The following is a 16,960-nucleotide window of genomic DNA, read 5'->3' on the forward strand; positions in this document are numbered from 1 at the left end:
ATTTCAATGAAAAATATAGAATTACTGGTTCTGGATATGGCCGGAACAACCATTGACGAAGATAATGTAGTGTATAAAACTTTAACGGATGCTGTGAACAATCACGGCTATCATGTGACTTTAGAAAAGGTCCTTTCAAGCTGTGCCGGAATGGAAAAACTGGAAGCCATCACCAGCCTGCTAAAGGAAATTAATGGTAATGAAACAGATGCTCCCGCTATTTTCGAACATTTCTCGGAGCAGCTGAAAGAAGCATACCGGAATCTGGATGTGAAACCGATCAATGGAACTGAAAATTTTCTGCTGAAAATGAAATCCCTGGATAAAAAAGTAGTCCTGAACACCGGCTATACCACGGAAATTGCCCGCCAGCTTCTGGATAAGCTGCAATGGAAAGAAGCTGTTCATTATGATGCCCTGATCACAGCAGATGATGTATCTGAAAGCCGTCCAAGCCCGGAAATGATCAATCTTGCGATGAAAAAATTCAATATCAGTGAGCCTGAAAAAGTTTTAAAAGCAGGGGATTCGGTGATTGATATTGAAGAGGGGAAAAACGCGGGCTGCGGACTTACGATAGCCGTTCTTTCCGGGGCACAAAACAGAAAGGAACTGGAAACGGCACATCCCGATTATATTTTTAATACCATTTCTGAGGCTGAAAATATACTTTAAAACTCTTCTTTCAAATTATACTTACTTATTTCAGCCTCATTTTTTTTACTTAAACACTAATGACACTAATATTTTTTCACAAATAACACCAATTTATAATTCGTGGAAATTTGTGGAAAGTATTAGTGCTGTTTGTGTTTATAACCGTAAACCTTTAGTTATCAATTTGTTAACCTTAAGTTCACGCATGTTTACAAATAGTAAATTAATTTTACAAAAGTTAATAATTAATTACTATTTGTAAACATTTCTTTTTTAAAACCATTATCCAATGAAAACAAAACTCTTCTCAATGGCCGTTCTTGTGAGCTGTTTATTCAGTGCTCAGAAGAAAAAAGTTCTTTTTATCGGTATCGACGGATGCCGTGCGGATGTAATGATGTCCAGCAATGTTCCGAACATCCAAAACCTTGTTAACCAATCCATTTACTCTCTTGACGGACTTTGTGCCGCCACCACATGGAGCGGAAACGGCTGGAGCACCATGCTTACCGGTGTATGGCACACGAAACACAATGTTCAGGACAACAATTTCACCAGCCCGAATTATGTGAATTATCCGGATTTTTTAACAAGAGCGGAAACTTTTAATCCCAACTTAAAAACAATCTCTCTGGCTCATTGGGCGCCTATCAATGACAAAATCATACAGAATGCGGATGTGAAAAGCAACCTGGCTTCGGATCTGGCTGTAAAAAATGCTGCCGTAACAGCGCTTCAGAGTGATAATCCCGATATTCTTTTTGTGGATTTTGATGATGTAGACCATGCCGGGCATTCGTACGGCTTCGCTTCCACGGTTCCGCAGTATGTTTCTGCTATCCAGACCATCGATTCTTATATTGGAGATATCGTAACCGCTATGAAAAACAGAAGCACTTATAATAATGAAGACTGGCTGGTTGTTTTAACGACCGACCACGGCGCAATTCAGAGTTCGCATGGCGGCGGAAATCTTTCTGAGCGTAATATCTTCACCGTTTATTCCAATCCGGGATTTACCCCTCAGCAGATCAGCAAAACCATTCTTGAATCCAATAAGACCTTTAACCAGCTGAGCTTTCCGGCAGGAACTTATGCCAAACCGGCTAATCAGGCTCCTTTCGATTTTGGAACCAGTCAGGATTTTACCGTTGAATTCTGGGTTAAACCCAATGCTTCCTATTCGAGCGATCCGGTAATGATCAGTAATAAAAACTGGGCAAGCGGGAAAAACAAAGGCTTTGTAATTTCAGGATATTCCGGACAGACTTTTAAACTGAATATAGGCGACGGAACGAACAGAATTGATCTTGTAGGCGGAAAAGTGGAAACCAATAAGTGGAAACATATCGCGGTTACTTTTGACAGAGACGGGCTTGTCACTCTTTATGAAGACGGAGTTCCGGTAACTTTTGCTAAAATGAATACGATCGGAAATATTAATTCCGGACTTCCTCTGACGATCAATCAGGACGGAACGAATACCTACGGCGAAAACCTTGCCGCCTCTTATAAAGACATCAGAATCTGGAAATCTGCGCTTCCGAATAGTGTAATCGTTAACTGGGCCAATCAGGACATTACGTCTTCCCATCCTTATTATTCGCAGCTGCTGGCAGACTGGAAATGCAACGGAACTTCCGGAAACACTTTGACGGATTCAAGCCCGAATGCCAATAATCTTGCAGTAACAGGATCTCCGGCTTATGCTGCAGGTACAACGAATGCCTTCAAAATTTACGATTACACCTCAACCACAAGAGAGACTGACCATTTCCCAACGGTACTGAACTGGATGTGTATTCCGGTACAGGCTGCATGGGGCATTGACGGAGTAAACAGAATTCCGGTGTGCACAAATGGAAGCTTAGCAGCAAAAGAAACTGTAAAAACAACTGATGATTTTAAAATTTATCCGAATCCGGCTTCTGAAACGTTAAACATTCAATATCAGTCTGATGATAAAGAAATTAAGGCAGAAATCCTAGATAGCAAAGGCTCATTGATTTCAACAAAAACCTTAGAATCATCCAATGGATCGTTCAACGGAAAAATAGATATTCAGGCCCTTACAAAAGGAATTTACTATGTGAAACTGACTGGAAGTAAGAAATCCCTGACCAAATCTTTCATCAGGAAATAAGACAACAAGCAATTAGATTTAATTTTTTGATATTAGAACAAGGATATTGTTTCCGAGTTCTAATATCTTTTTTATTAAGAGGCTGGAAGACGAATGCTGAAAGTTATTATCGGGCATTCGCATTAAATAACCTGAGTTCGGGATAAGAAGTTAAGATTAAAAGGCTGGAAGCTGGAAGCCTGAAGAGGGAAGTAACTATTAGCCATTGATATTAAACATTTACCTTTAAATTTGCTGAACCGAATTAAAAAAATTAGTAAAAGCCACAGTATATTTCTACCTCTGGACTTCAATAACTTCCCTCTTCCAGCTTCAGACTTCCTAACCAATCTTAAAAAACAAAAATACCTTATCCCGAACTCAGGTTAAATAACTTCCTCTTCGGGTTTCAAGCTTCAAGCCCCTTTAAATATCAAAGGTCAGCAGCATTTGGGTATCACAGCGGTCATACACGGAGTCCGATACCGGCATATGCTTAAAACCCAGTTTTTCATACAGCCTGATCGCCGGAACCAGCACTGAATTTGTTTCCAGAAAAATACTTTCTGCCTTTAGTTCTCTCGCTTTATCTACCAATGCCTGTCCTACCAGATAACCGATTTTCTTTCCCTGGACCTTAGGACTTACTGCCATTTTAGAAAGCTCAAACTTAAGGGGTTCATCTGCCAGCTTCACCAAAGCACAGGTTCCTACAGGTTCATCACTTAAAAGGGCAAAAACGATATATCCTCCTTTATTGATGATGTGCTCTTCAGGATTGTCCAGGAGTTTATAATCGCCGGTTTCCATTTTGAAAAAGGTTTTGATCCATTCTTCATTTAAAGCTCTGAAAGCTTGTTTATACTGAGGATCATAGGGTATTATTTTTACTTCATTATTCGTATCATTCATTGCTATAAGGTTTCGTTTATTTACTGTTTATATTTAAAAACTTGTGTGACTTTTGTGGTTGATTATTTTTTTAAACCACAGATTTCGCAGATTTTCGCAGATGATTGCGCATAGTTTTGAAACATTAAGATTTGTGAAGGAGGTAAGGATAGTTAAGGGAAAATCTAAAGATTTTTTTAGCTCTATACCTTAAAAGCGAAGCTCTCTTAATAATCTTAAAAACTTAATCTTACTTAATGGTTCAAATAGTATCCATAAAAATCTTTGATTTTTTTAAAAGCTTATGTGCACTTCTTATGCTCACTGCTTTTAACTTAAGTGTTTAAAAACTTTTGTGACTTTTGTGGTTTATAAATTTTTTTAAACCACAGATTTCGCAGATTGCCACAGATGATTGAGGATATTTTTTGGTTTTATTAAATTCTTTTTTTCACCATTTTGGATAATTTTTCCAGATCACTTTCCACTCTGTCCGTCCATTCCAGGGCATAGTTCAGGCGCATACAGTTCTGGTACTGATTGTATTGCGAGAACATTCTTCCTGGGGCAAAATTTATTTTCTGACTCATGGCTTCATCAAATAGGTCTTCTGTACAGATCTTTTTATCCAGTTCCAGCCAAAGCATAAAGCCGCCTTTCGGTTCTGAGATTTTGGTATTGTCTGGAAAATATTCTGTTACCGACTTCTGGATCTGAAGATAATTCGCGTATAATTTTTTTCGAAAGGTTCTCAGATGATGGTCATACCGTCCGTGTTCCAGGAAATCTGCAATCACATCCGGATAGATGGACGGGCTGCATACCGTCTGCACCAGTTTCTGCCGGATCACCTGTTCTTTAAATTGTCCGGGAGCCACCCAGCCGACCCGATACCCCGGAGCAAGCGTCTTGGAAACCGATCCTATCCACATTACAAGTCCTGCCTCATCATAAAATTTACACGGTTTGGGCCTTTCTGCCCCAAAATACAGGTTTCCGTAGATATCATCTTCAATCAATGGAACATTATATTCTGTGATCATCCTTACCAGTTCTTTTTTGTTCTCATCAGGCATCTGGAAGCCTAACGGATTGTTGAAATTGGTTACAAAACAGCAGGCAGAAAGCGTGGGAATCACTTTTTTCAGCGCATCCAGATCCACTCCGTAAATTGGATGGGTCGGAATTTCCACTACTTTTAGTCCCAACTGTTTGATAGCCTGAAGAACTCCGAAATAAACGGGGCTTTCCACCGCTACAGAATCGCCGGGCTTCGTTACCGCCATAAGGCAGGTATACACCGCATTCATCGCTCCCGAGGTGATCACCAGATCATCTTCCGAGATTTTTCCTTCCAGCACAAGAGCCCATTTGGCCGATTCCCTGCGCAGATATTCGTTGCCCTGTACCGGTTCATAATCTGTTCCGCTGTCCGCTTTTCTGTTAATCACATTGATCATGGATTTCTTCAGTTTGGCCAAGGGAAGAAAGCTTTTCCCTGGGATTCCCAATGCAAACTGCGTAACATCCGTCCCGTCAATGGTTCCAAAGACTTTATCGATAAGAACCTCAGCGGTATTTTCCCGTTCTGCCAGTTTCATAGGCGCTACAGAAGGCAGGGCCAGTTTTCTTTGGGAAGTCTGGCTCACAAAATAGCCGTATTTCGGGCGTGATTCTACCAGCGAACGGCTTTCCAGTTCCATATAAGCCTGCTTTACCGTATTCAGGCTGACATTATACAATTTCTGGGCACTTCTGAGCGAAGGCAGTCTGTCGCCGAACTGCAGCGTATCACTTTTAATCTGCTCGGTGACAGATTTTGCTATTTTAAGGTAGAGAACGTCTTTGGACATGCAATCTGGGTTTTAAGTAAATGTACAAATTTCCTTCCGTGTTATCCAATCTCCAGCCAGCCTATCATTCTGCTGATGCTGCTTTTCAGCTGCTCAGGATTGCGGAAATTCGGGGTGTTGTTTTTCTTGAAATAGTTTTCTGCACGCTGGGTAAAATCTCTTTTCTCAGCATTGGAAAGACTGTTTTCATAGATCTTAAAAGCAATTTGTCCTTTTTCATTCATCACAAGACTGGCAAATGCGGCTATTTCTTCCTTTTTTTTAGCCAAAAGAAAAGGAACTCCGAAATTAGGATTCAGCTTTTTGAGGGTCTGCGTCTGCAAAAAAATATTTTTCAGAGACGTCATATCTGAAATATAGGCTTCAGCATAAACAAGCTGAGCTTTATTCTGAACGAAGGTTTCCATAATACTCTGTTTTAGTATAGCAAAATTATGGAGTATTTAAGTCTGGATACAGATACAGAAGTTACTATTATCTTGGGTACAGATTATGAAAAAGATGGAAAGGATGGAGGTTATTGTTGCTACCCATATCCTTGTCAAGGTTTTGAACCTTGACAAGGATTCCCGAATATAGCGACTTAAAGCGGAGCCCCTTAATGATCTTAAAAACTTAATCTTACTTAATGGTTCAAGTATTACCCCTAAAAATCTCTGATTTTTTTTAAAGCTTAAGTGCACTTTTATGCTCAACGCTTTTAACTTAAAAAGAACTAACGTGTTTAAAACTTTTGTGACTTTTGTGGTTTGTATTTTTTAAACCGCAGATTTCGCAGATTTTCACAGATGATTGTGGATATTTTTTTCTAACCACAGGTCCTGATCTCCTGCCCAATTAAATCGTTTTCAGGAAAGCATTCAGGTCAGTATCTTTTCCTATATCCATTTTAGTTTTTATTTTGGTTTTGTAGACCCGGGCACTGCCTTCGGTAATATTTTCGAGCAGGGAAATTTCTTTAGAAGAGAGTTCTAGCTTAAAATAGACACAGTATTTCAGGTCCTGCTGGGTAAGCATGGGAAATCTGGCAGAAAGCTTATCTACAAATTGTTTGTTTTCCAGAGAGCTTTCGTTGATCAGGTCATAATTTTTCCTGTCGATCTGGATCAGGTTATTGATTTTAAAAAAAAGATCACTGATAGTCTGTTCCGCGTCAGCATTTTTGGATCTTTTTACTTTTTTGATGTGTTCCAGGAACTCTTTTTCGGTTTCTATTTTAAGATTCAGATTCAGGTGGAGGCTGCTGATTTTATCTTCCTGAAGCTTGATGTTATTCTCAAGAATGGTTTTCGTCTTCTGCAGGATTATTTTTTCTTTGCCGGCCAGCTCCTTATCTTTTCTGTATTTGTTTCTGATGGTGACAAAAACAAAGCAGAATATAATGACCAGTAAGAGGATGACAATAAACATGAACTGGTTTCTTAATTTCTGGTCTTCCAGCTTATGCGCATACCTCTGGTTGATATTTTTAATGATATAGTCATTGAGGGCATTGGAGACCCGGGTAAATTTCGTTTCAGATTCTTCATCCTGTTTTTCGTGCAGACCCATAAGTTTAAAAGACAGTTCCTTTACCTTAGTATCATTCCCTACATAGGCGTAATAGGACTGTATAATCTCATCCACTTCAATCTGGTTCGCAATGTCCTTTAATCCTGGTTCTATGGTATTGATCACACTTAAAACTCCCTGAATCTTATCCAGCTGGTTGTTATCTTTATAAATATTGAACAAGTACCGGAGACATACAATGGTTTCATACTGGAGTTCAGGGTGCTTTCTGTAAAACCTAAGCTGTTCCAATAAAATGTTTTCCGCTTCAGCATATTCCTTAAGCTTGTAATGATAGTAAGCTTTATCTACTTTTACCTGCGCCAGGAAATAGATCACTTCAAGCTTTGGTCTGGGAATATTTTCAAGAATTTTCACTACAATATCCACTTCCTGTACAGCCTTTTGCCGCTGATTCATTTTATCATAGCACATAGCAAAATTATTATGCATGGAAGCGATATAGAGCTGATCTTTTTTCGGATCATGTGTTTTCAATGCTTTATCAAAGTAAACCATGGCATTTTTATAATCTTCCGCATTGTAATACAGTCTTCCTTTAAAATGATAAAGATGGGGCAGAAAATACCTTCCCCCGGATCTTACTTCGGCAGCTATGGCCTTATCCAGAAACTGCATCGCAAGCTTTGGAGAGTTTTTTTCAAATTTAACGGCCAGATTAAAATTGCATGATGCCGTTACAAAACTGTATTGTCCATTGCTAAGCTTCAGCAGGTCATATACAATAGGGAGCTGGAACAGTCCCAGCTCATCTGATGCATTGCCGGTCTTTTTTAAATCTACAAATGCTTCTGTATATTTGCTGCTGATCAGGAATTTTTTATCTCCGGTCTCTTTATATTTTTTAAGCTCTTCTGCAACGCGGGCTCTGATCTCTGCGGGCTTATCCAATCTGGCTCCTCCCCATTCAGCCAGATTTTTAAAATAATCATAATCATCTTCTCTGGAAGTTGTGCACGACAGAATAAAGGTCAGAAAAAACAATAAAGTCATAATGGGAACAATTCCCCGAAGTATATTCTTTTTCATGTGGGAAGATCAATATACGGTTAATAAAAAATTGCTGCTCTTTTGAAATCAGAAACATCAGCTGCTGCTAACTTCTGTACCCTAAATTGTTATTAATTAATAGCATTAAAAGATAATTATAATCATCTTTATTTTATAAAATTTCTGCAAAAATTAATCTTCTTTCCGGCTAAATCGTTTTCAGGAACGAATTCAGGTCAGTGTCTTTTCCTAAATCCATCTTCGTTTTGATCTTGGTTTTGTATACCCTGGCGCTTCCTTCGGTGATATTTTCAAGCAGCGAAATTTCTTTGGAAGACAATTCAAGCTTAAAATAAACACAGTATTTCAGATCCTGCTGGGTAAGTCCCGGAAACATGGCCGAAAGCTTATCCACAAACTGCTTGTTTTCCAGAGAGCTTTCATTGATCAGATCATAATTTTTCTTGTCGATCTGGATCAGGTTATTGATCTTAAAAAAAAGATCACTGATCGTCTGCTCCGCATCAATATTTTTGGCTCTTTTTACTTTTTTGATGTGTTCCAGGAATTCTTTCTCCGTTTCTATTTTCAGATTTAGATTCAAGTGCAGATTACTTATTTTATCTTCCTGAAGTCTGATGTTGTTCTCCAGAATGGTTTTGCTCTTCTGAAGGATTATTTTTTCTTTTGCCGCCAGCTCTTTACCCTTTCTGTGTTTGATTCTCAGCATGACAAAAATAAAGCAGAACAGGCTCACCAGTAAGAATATTGAAATAAACATCAATCTGTTTCTTACTTTCTGATCTTCCAGCTGATGGGCATACCTCTGATTGATACTTTTGATGACATAACCGTTCAGAACATCAGATACATCCGCAAAATTCTTTTTATTTTCTTCGTCTGCCCTTTCATGCAGTTCCAGTAATTTATAGGATAATTCTTTTATTTTTTCATTATTATTCACATAGGCATAGTAAGACTGTACCGTCTCATTGATATGAATTTTATCATCAATATCCGTTAAATGAGGTTCAAAGTTTTGGATAAAGCCCAGAATGCTTCCATTTTATAAATCTGTCCCGTATCTTTATATATATCAAACAGATAGCGCGAACAGGTAGCCGTCTCATTGCGAAACTTCGGATTGTCTTTATAAAATTCAAATTCCTTTGCAACAATACTTTCTGCAACGGAAAAGTTCTTTAATTTATAATGATAACGTCCAAGATTTACATTCACAGACTGGTAAAACTCATTTTCTGCAATACTGGGATTTTTAATGGTTTTAAGAATACTGACCGCCTTTTCTGCTTCCTGCAGTGCGGATTCATAACGGCCCATTTTATTGTAGCACATCCCGAAATTATTATGCATAGAAGCTGCGTACAGAACATCCTTCTTTTTCAGAGCGGCCAAAGATTTTTTAAAATAAATCAGGGCATTTTTATAGTCTTTTGCATTATAGTATAACCTGCCTTTCAAGTGGTACAGATGGGGAAGAAAATACTGTTTTCCGGGCTTCAGTTCTTCTGTGATTCCCTGATCCACAAACTGCATTGCCAGGTTAGGAGAATTATGCTCAAAGGAAAAAGAAAACCCGTAATTGCATATGATATTGATATACTTGTACTTTCCGTTGTTGATGCTTAAAATCTCATACAGCAGAGGGAGCTGCCTCAAAACAATCTCATCCTGATTTGTGCTGTATTTTGCAAAAATTGAGTATAAATCGGTGTATTTACTGCCGATCAGAAACTTATCATCCCCCGTCTCATGATATTTCTCCAGCTCTTTTCTGCTGATTGTGCTGATTGCCTTAAGGTTGCCCTGTCTGGCTTCTGCCTGCTTAACAAGTCTTTCAAAATAGGCGCTTTCCTCGTCCTGCGAAGCGGTGCACCCCCAAATAAATGGGAGAAGCAATAATAAACAAAGAAAGGGGATCGCAGCCCGGATTATATTTTTTTTCATGAGGGGGAACAAAAATACAAGGTTAATAATTTTTTTTCAAAATATTGTGAATTAAAAATCTACGCTTAAAAAGCACAATAATCAATAAATACCAATTATTATACCACCTCTCTACAAAATATTAACAAATACTTTTCATTTTATGTTTAAAAAGCACAAAACAGATCAATAAAACCTACTTTTTATTTTCATAAAATTTAATTAAAATGTTAAAAAAACGCAAATAAATTATTTTTTACCTAATTTTTTTTATTCATTCTGTCAAATTCGTAAAGTTAACACTTTTTAAAATTTAAAACAATGAAATTCAGCGTATTAACATTTTTAAATATAACAAAATTAATACAAAAAAACAGGGGTAATTAACAACTAGTTAACTAAAATATTGAATAATCCGATGTGCCCGTCTCTACATTTGCCAAAAAACAATTCAAAAAAATACTAAGCAAATGAAAAAGATTATTTTACCCATTGTCGCTGCCGTGTCTTCTATTGCACTGCACGTTCATGCACAGGTAGGTGTAAATACCGAACAGCCCGCCTCTACTTTTGATATTACCGCAAAGAATGCTACAGGCACCACAAAGAATGTAGACGGCCTTCTTATTCCAAGAGTAGACCGGGAGAGAGCGCAGAATATGTCTGCCGTTCCTACCTCTACGTTAATCTACATCAACAGTGCTGCTACAGGAACCCAGACCGGAACAGCCATTAACATTGATGCGGCAGGCTACTACTATTACAACGGCACTGCCTGGACGAAACTTACCTCTGCAGGATCCAACAACATCTACAATACCGACGGTACCCTTACCGGAAACAGGATTGTAACCCAGGGGGCCAATACCCTTGCCTTTACCGGGTCTGCCGTGAATGCATTCTCTGTAGATGGTACTACACTTTCTGTGGATGCGGCCAATAACAGAGTCGGGATAGGAACCAACACCCCGACTGCTCAATTACAGCTGGGTAATACAACCGCAAACAGGAAAATAGCACTGTACGACAATTCTAACAATGACAACCAGTTTTACGGTTTTGGAGTCAATGATTTCTTATTACGTTACCAGACGGATGGTGCAGGAGCGGATCACGGATTCTTTTCCGGAATCAATGCTACTTCTTCCAAAGAGCTTATGAGGATCAAAGGAAACGGAAATGTAGGGATCGGAACTTCTACTCCTCAAAAAATGTTTCATGTGACCGGAGCCTCACAATTTGGTAATGAAATTAACGTGGGAGGCACTGCAACTACAGCGGGAAGCCCGGGTACAGCAGGACAGATACTTACCTCTGCAGGAGCAGGAGCTGCCCCTACATGGACCACTCCGGCAGCCGTAACCAGCACCAATATCTATAATGCAGACGGTACCCTTACCGGAAACCGGATTGTAACGCAAGGGGCTAATACTTTGGCTTTTAATGGTACAGCCGTCAATGCATTCTCCGTAGACGGAGGCACACTTTCTGTGGATGCGGCCAATGACAGAGTGGGGATAGGAAAAACGGCGCCCCAATTCTTATTGGATTTAGGAAATCAGGAGGGTAAAAAGATCTCTCTTTATAATGACAGCGGCTCCAATTTCTGGGGATTCGGACTGGGAAACAACGCGTTGGATTTATACACCGCTAATAATAAGCTGATGACCCTTGGAACAACCAACTTAGGGATAGGAACCAGTACTCCACAGAAAAAGCTTCATGTAGACGGAGATCTGCAGATTACCAAAGAACTGAATGTAGGAGGAAGCGGAACCGTGGCAGGAAGTGCCGGTACTGCAGGACAAATCCTTACCTCTGCAGGAGCAGGAGCTGCCCCTACATGGACTACTCCGGCAGTGACAACCAGTACCAATATCTACAATGCAGACGGTACCCTTACCGGAAACAGAACTGTAACCCAGGGAACTAATACCCTTGCCTTCTCTGGGACTGGAAATGTAGGATTAGGAGTGGCTAATCCTGCGCAGAAACTGAGTGTGATAGACGGAACAAACGACAACCAATACTCCGGCATTGCTTCTTTCCTTCCTGCCAATTCCACCCAGGGAATAGGAATTGGATGGGCTGGGATCAGAAAAATAGGAACCCAAACTAATTCTGATTTTAATATAGATGCCGCGGGAACCGGAAATATTGCCCTTCAAACGCAGGCCACAGGAAATGTGGGGATAGGAACCGCAGCGCCTTCTGCTAAACTTCATGTGAACGGAACTGCCCAGTTTAATAATGAGATTAAAGTAGGCGGAGCCGGAAACGCAGGTACAGCAGGACAAATCCTTACCTCATCAGGAGCCGGAGCAGCGCCTACATGGACCACTCCGGCAGCCGTAACCAGCACCAATATCTATAATGCAGACGGTACCCTTACCGGAAACAGAATTGTAACGCAAGGGGCCAATACTTTGGCTTTTAATAGTACAGTTGTCAATGCATTCTCTGTAGACGGAGGTACACTTTCTGTGGATGCAGCCAATGACAGAGTGGGCATTGGAACTTCTACTCCCGGAAATAAATTAGTCGTAAGAGGAACCAACTCACAGCCCGCAGCCGGCGTTCCAACCAATAATGCTCCGTTAAGAATAGACGGCGGAACAGATCATGGTCTGGACATAGGGCCTTTTTCACAGTCTCCATGGGGATCGTTCATTAATTCTGTACAGCTTTCTAATGGGAACGGAATGCCTTTAGTGTTAAACTCAGTGGGAGGAAATGTAGGCGTAGGAACCACAGCCCCACAGAAAAAGCTTCACGTAGACGGAGATCTTCAGGTTACCAAAGAACTTAACGTTGGAGGAACAGGATCTACAGCGGGAAGCGCAGGAACTGCAGGCCAGGTACTTACCTCTTCCGGAGCAGGAGCAGCGCCAACATGGACAACACCGGCAGTGCCAACCAGCACCAATATCTATAATGCAGACGGTACCCTTACCGGAAACAGAATTGTAACCCAAGGCGCTAATACCCTTGCCTTCTCTGGGACTGGAAATGTAGGATTAGGAGTGGCTAACCCTGCGCAGAAACTGAGTGTAATAGACGGAACAAACGACAACCAATACTCCGGCATTGCTTCTTTCCTTCCTGCCAATTCCACCCAGGGAATAGGAATTGGATGGGCTGGGATCAGAAAAATAGGAACCCAAACTAATTCTGATTTTAATATAGATGCCGCGGGAACCGGAAATATTGCCCTTCAAACGCAAGCTACAGGAAATGTAGGGATAGGAACCACAACCCCTTCTGCTAAACTTCATGTGAACGGAACTGCCCAGTTTAACAATGAGATTAAAGTAGGCGGAGCCGGAAACGCTGGTACTGCAGGACAAATCCTTACCTCTGCAGGAGCAGGAGCAGCGCCTACATGGACAACACCGGCAGTGGCAGCCAGCACCAATATCTATAATGCAGACGGTACCCTTACCGGAAACAGAATTGTAACGCAAGGGGCTAATACTTTGGCCTTTAATGGCACCGCTGTCAATGCATTTTCTGTAGACGGAACTACGCTTTCTGTGGATGCTCTTAATAATAAGGTCGGAATAGGAACTACAACGCCTCACGGGCAGCTGCAGTTTGCCAGTGTACTTGACAATAGAAAAGTCGTTCTCTATGAATCGGCTAATAATGACAATCAATACGCCGGATTTGGAATTGGAGCAAGTCTTCTCCGATATCAGGTGGGAGAAACAGGATCTGATCATGGATTTTTTGCAGGAACAGGCGCAACGACATCCAATGAGTTAATGCGTATCAAAGGAAACGGAAACGTGGGGATAGGAACTTCTACTCCGAATAGTAAACTGACCGTAACCGGTGGTTATACCTCTTCATTAACCGCCGGTACTCCTAATACTAGCGCTGTAACAAAGATGGAAGCAGCATCCGGAGGTCAAAAAATAGATTTTGGATTTCTAAACTATTCTCCTTATGCTGCCTATATCAGCTCTGCCGATGCCAACTCAAATGGCTTACCACTTGCCCTTAACACAACCGGAGGAAATGTCGGGATAGGAACCTCAACCCCATGGAATACCTTACACGTTAACGGATCTATCCAGCTTACCAAAGAACTGAGTTTGGGAGGAACAGCCAACAGTACAGGAAACGCCGGTACTGCAGGACAAATCCTTACCTCTGCAGGAGCTGGAGCAGCGCCCACATGGACAACACCGGCAGTGGTAACCAGCACCAATATCTATAATGCGGATGGTACCCTTACCGGAAACAGAACTGTAAATCAGGGTGCTAATACCCTTGCCTTTACAGGAGGTGGAAATGTAGGAATGGGAACCTCTGCACCAGACCAGAAACTGAGCGTGGTAGGCGGAAACGATGCAACTCCCCAAAGTGGTATTGCTTCATTTCTTCCTTCGAACACCACTCAGGGAGTAGGAATAGGCTGGTCAGGAATTCAAAAGATTGGTTCTATGACTAATGCAGATTTAACTGTGGATGCCAAAGGAACCGGAAATATTTCTATGCAGACGGCCACTGGCGTTACAGGGAATGTAGGGATCGGAACCACAGCTCCTTCTGCTAAACTTCATGTGAACGGAACCGCCCAGTTTAATAATGAGATTAAAGTAGGTACAGCCGGAAACGCAGGAACCACAGGACAGGTCCTTATGTCTAATGGTACAGGGGCTGCTCCAAAATGGGGAACCATTGCTGATGTAACGCCTACCTCTACAGGAAGTGTACTGGTCGTGGATGGTAAGTTTATCATTGCTCAGGAAATATCTGTACAAATGACCGGTGATTTCACCTCTACCGGGGCAGCTCCCGTGGCTATAGGAAACCTGACGAATGAAATTATAGATAACGAAAACAGGTTTAACGGAACCGCCTCAGGCAACTCATTTACAGTAAGTGCAAACGGAACCTACCAGCTCACCATGAACGCATCACTTACCGACGTGACGACTGACCTTAATCCTGTTATAGGGATATTTGATGATACCGCAAACCAATGGGTTGCCCGTGTGAATGACCAATACAAATCTACCGGCAGTCCTGGTGTTCCCAAACTGCAGACATACACCCTTATCGTAGCTTTTCCATTGGTAACTTCTCATACCTACTCATTCAGACAGGCCACCCCTACAGGAACAATTACTGTGAAAAGTCATAGTACAGCGTATACAACGCCCGACAATATTACGGCTCCATTTACCCAAATGTCCCTGAAAAGACTGAAGTAATTCATCCGCCGCAGATACGATTTTAAAAACACAAATGATACCATCAGACCTCAGCCGGGCCATTGAAATCCCCTTATTCCAAAGCCCGGCGGGTCTTTTATAAAAAACAAATCTATTTTCCATGCATAATTTTAAAGACATTCATATCGGACAGCTGATTGAGCAGAGAGTGAAAGAGATGGCCACTGATCCGGTACGCATATGTGCTTTTCTAAAATGTACAGAAGAAGATATTAAAGACACCTACCGTTCCGAAAGTCTGGATACCGCTGTCCTGCTCCGCTGGAGCAAGCTGCTGGAATATGATTTTTTCAGAATTTATTCCCATCATCTGATCTTATATTCCCCTTCAGCATCACAGCGTAAGCCACAAAACCGGACTGGGAAAAACACCCCCGTTCTTCCGGAATTCAGGAAAAACATTTATACCATGGAAATCATAGAATTTATCCTGGAACAGATAAGAACCGGCACCAAAACAAAGCAGGACGTGATCCGGGAATACCGGATTCCCAAGACTACGCTGTATAAATGGCTTATTAAGTACAGGAAGGAGGGTTGAGTTGGAGGGTATTAGAGTTGGAGGGTTGGAGGGTGTTAGAGTTTGAGAGTGAGAGTTTAGGTTTTGAAATTGCGGGCAGGGTTTTAAAACTGAGAACAGGCGGCGACGGGATGGTACCCTAAGCTTTTTGACGGATTAAAAAACACGAGACAATTTAAAAAACACAAATATGAAAAAGCCATATGCTGAACTTACCGGTATGACCAAGAATGAGCTGCTGCATGAAATGGGAGATGATTTTAATTTTTATCCCGATCCGGTATGGATCTATCTTCTCCACAAAAATTTTCTGGGCAGGAAAACGTTCCTTATCGTTCATTTCGAAAAAAACATCATTATTAAAACAGCCATAAAAAAAACCTATGGAAACATTGCAAAGACCCGATTATAAGAAAATATATGCAGATCTCCTGAACCTGAAATTCCCGGAAAAAATACCCTCCTGCCAGTCTTTTCTGGCTAAAAAGGAACTTTCCGTACAGGATGTGATCCATATCAACACCATTATATTTCCTAAAAAAACGGCCAAAAACCAGCAGCACCGGTCTTATGACCGGCGTTCAATTCTGGAAATGCTGGATTTTCAGAAAAAAAACAGACTGAACAATACGCAGCTGGCCATTCATTTCCGCCTCAGCAGAAATACGGTCGCCAAATGGAAAAAACTATTCATCGTATAAACAGCTGTACCCTAAAGGATATTAAACTTAGTTTGTGATGTGTTATTGAAGTCAGCAGGAAGGTTTTCAGGTTACTTTTTCACGTTTATTACTCATCTTTTTGTTTAGAAAACTCTTCCTGTCTGATTTTTTATGAAGCCATAAAAACATCATATTTTAACAGCCTGAGCTCATCAACAGGTTACTTTTTTACCATTCTCTGCTTTATAAAAGGATAAAAAACACATTAAAAGCAGACTTTTCAGCATTATTTCCCCTATTCAAGCCCTTATTTTTAAGACAAGCGCTAATACTTAAAACCTGTATTTTTTTTGGATAAAAACATTCTGGTGTAAAAAAATTAAAACAGCACAACGCATACTCAAATTAATATTAAGGTTTTGCGTACAAAGACAAAAAATATTTTTCATCCATAAAATTCCGGGAAAAGAGCAGTGATCCGGTTAACAGAAAACACAAATAAA

At 40.7% G+C, this 16,960-nt stretch carries 12 protein-coding genes; 6 read left to right on the forward strand and 6 right to left on the reverse strand.

From position 1 onward, the window contains the following. Nucleotides 1-6 precede the first annotated feature (6 nt). A complete protein-coding gene (locus JET18_RS11805; RefSeq protein WP_202091275.1) occupies nt 7-675 on the forward strand; it encodes an HAD-IA family hydrolase in 669 nt (222 codons plus the stop codon). A 271-nt stretch (nt 676-946) separates the two neighbouring features. Next, the gene (locus JET18_RS11810; RefSeq protein ID WP_202091277.1) at nt 947-2,800 is read left to right on the forward strand and encodes a LamG-like jellyroll fold domain-containing protein; all 1,854 of its coding nucleotides are present in this window, start codon (nt 947-949) and stop codon (nt 2,798-2,800) included. A 405-nt stretch (nt 2,801-3,205) separates the two neighbouring features. On the opposite strand, the gene JET18_RS11815 is transcribed toward JET18_RS11810, so the two are convergent. The 6 genes from JET18_RS11815 to JET18_RS11840 all read right to left on the reverse strand — a co-directional run bounded on the left by JET18_RS11815 (nt 3,206) and on the right by JET18_RS11840 (nt 10,053). Next, the gene (locus tag JET18_RS11815) at nt 3,206-3,691 is read right to left on the reverse strand and encodes a GNAT family N-acetyltransferase (protein ID WP_202091280.1); all 486 of its coding nucleotides are present in this window, start codon (nt 3,689-3,691) and stop codon (nt 3,206-3,208) included. 416 nt (nt 3,692-4,107) lie between these two features. After that, nucleotides 4,108-5,523 (reverse strand): aminotransferase-like domain-containing protein, encoded by a 1,416-nt coding sequence (locus JET18_RS11820; RefSeq protein ID WP_202091282.1) that lies wholly within the window; start codon nt 5,521-5,523, stop codon nt 4,108-4,110. Nucleotides 5,524-5,564: 41 nt separating this feature from the next. After that, complete coding sequence (locus tag JET18_RS11825; RefSeq protein WP_202091284.1) at nt 5,565-5,930, reverse strand: hypothetical protein; 366 nt, start codon at nt 5,928-5,930, stop codon at nt 5,565-5,567. A 430-nt stretch (nt 5,931-6,360) separates the two neighbouring features. After that, on the reverse strand, nt 6,361-8,124 hold the full coding sequence (locus tag JET18_RS11830; protein WP_202091285.1) for an outer membrane protein assembly factor BamD: 1,764 nt from the start codon (nt 8,122-8,124) through the stop codon (nt 6,361-6,363). Between the two features lie 169 nt (nt 8,125-8,293). Then, entirely contained in the window at nt 8,294-9,049 is a 756-nt protein-coding gene (locus tag JET18_RS11835) for a helix-turn-helix transcriptional regulator (protein ID WP_202091286.1), read from the reverse strand. 56 nt (nt 9,050-9,105) lie between these two features. Further along, nucleotides 9,106-10,053: a tetratricopeptide repeat protein gene (locus tag JET18_RS11840; RefSeq protein ID WP_202091287.1), complete on the reverse strand. Its 948-nt coding sequence runs from the start codon at nt 10,051-10,053 to the stop codon at nt 9,106-9,108. 449 nt (nt 10,054-10,502) lie between these two features. Between JET18_RS11840 and JET18_RS11845 the strand changes: the two genes are divergently transcribed. From JET18_RS11845 to JET18_RS11860, 4 genes are all read left to right on the forward strand, one after another. Beyond that, on the forward strand, nt 10,503-15,254 hold the full coding sequence (locus JET18_RS11845) for a beta strand repeat-containing protein (RefSeq protein ID WP_202091288.1): 4,752 nt from the start codon (nt 10,503-10,505) through the stop codon (nt 15,252-15,254). Between the two features lie 121 nt (nt 15,255-15,375). Beyond that, nucleotides 15,376-15,816, forward strand: a complete 441-nt coding sequence (locus JET18_RS11850) for a transposase (RefSeq protein ID WP_202091289.1) — start codon at nt 15,376-15,378, stop codon at nt 15,814-15,816. A 169-nt stretch (nt 15,817-15,985) separates the two neighbouring features. Next, nucleotides 15,986-16,207 carry a hypothetical protein gene (locus JET18_RS11855; RefSeq protein ID WP_202091290.1) on the forward strand — a complete coding sequence of 74 codons (222 nt, stop codon included), beginning with the start codon at nt 15,986-15,988 and terminating at the stop codon, nt 16,205-16,207. Beyond that, the gene (locus JET18_RS11860) at nt 16,179-16,496 is read left to right on the forward strand and encodes a helix-turn-helix domain-containing protein (RefSeq protein ID WP_202091291.1); all 318 of its coding nucleotides are present in this window, start codon (nt 16,179-16,181) and stop codon (nt 16,494-16,496) included. The genes JET18_RS11855 and JET18_RS11860 overlap by 29 nt, the downstream gene beginning before the upstream one ends. Nucleotides 16,497-16,960: the final 464 nt, after the last annotated feature.

The organism is Chryseobacterium endalhagicum, assembly GCF_016745235.1.
Taxonomy (GTDB): domain Bacteria; phylum Bacteroidota; class Bacteroidia; order Flavobacteriales; family Weeksellaceae; genus Chryseobacterium; species Chryseobacterium endalhagicum.

Coding starts and splice junctions, on each gene's coding strand:
- JET18_RS11845 (WP_202091288.1), top strand. CDS start 10,503: ATGAAAAAGATTATTTTACCCATTGTCGCTGCCGTGTCTTCTATTGCA.
- JET18_RS11840 (WP_202091287.1), bottom strand. CDS start 10,053: ATGAAAAAAAATATAATCCGGGCTGCGATCCCCTTTCTTTGTTTATTA.
- JET18_RS11825 (WP_202091284.1), bottom strand. CDS start 5,930: ATGGAAACCTTCGTTCAGAATAAAGCTCAGCTTGTTTATGCTGAAGCC.
- JET18_RS11815 (WP_202091280.1), bottom strand. CDS start 3,691: ATGAATGATACGAATAATGAAGTAAAAATAATACCCTATGATCCTCAG.
- JET18_RS11860 (WP_202091291.1), top strand. CDS start 16,179: ATGGAAACATTGCAAAGACCCGATTATAAGAAAATATATGCAGATCTC.
- JET18_RS11850 (WP_202091289.1), top strand. CDS start 15,376: ATGCATAATTTTAAAGACATTCATATCGGACAGCTGATTGAGCAGAGA.
- JET18_RS11855 (WP_202091290.1), top strand. CDS start 15,986: ATGAAAAAGCCATATGCTGAACTTACCGGTATGACCAAGAATGAGCTG.
- JET18_RS11810 (WP_202091277.1), top strand. CDS start 947: ATGAAAACAAAACTCTTCTCAATGGCCGTTCTTGTGAGCTGTTTATTC.
- JET18_RS11830 (WP_202091285.1), bottom strand. CDS start 8,124: ATGAAAAAGAATATACTTCGGGGAATTGTTCCCATTATGACTTTATTG.
- JET18_RS11805 (WP_202091275.1), top strand. CDS start 7: ATGAAAAATATAGAATTACTGGTTCTGGATATGGCCGGAACAACCATT.
- JET18_RS11820 (WP_202091282.1), bottom strand. CDS start 5,523: ATGTCCAAAGACGTTCTCTACCTTAAAATAGCAAAATCTGTCACCGAG.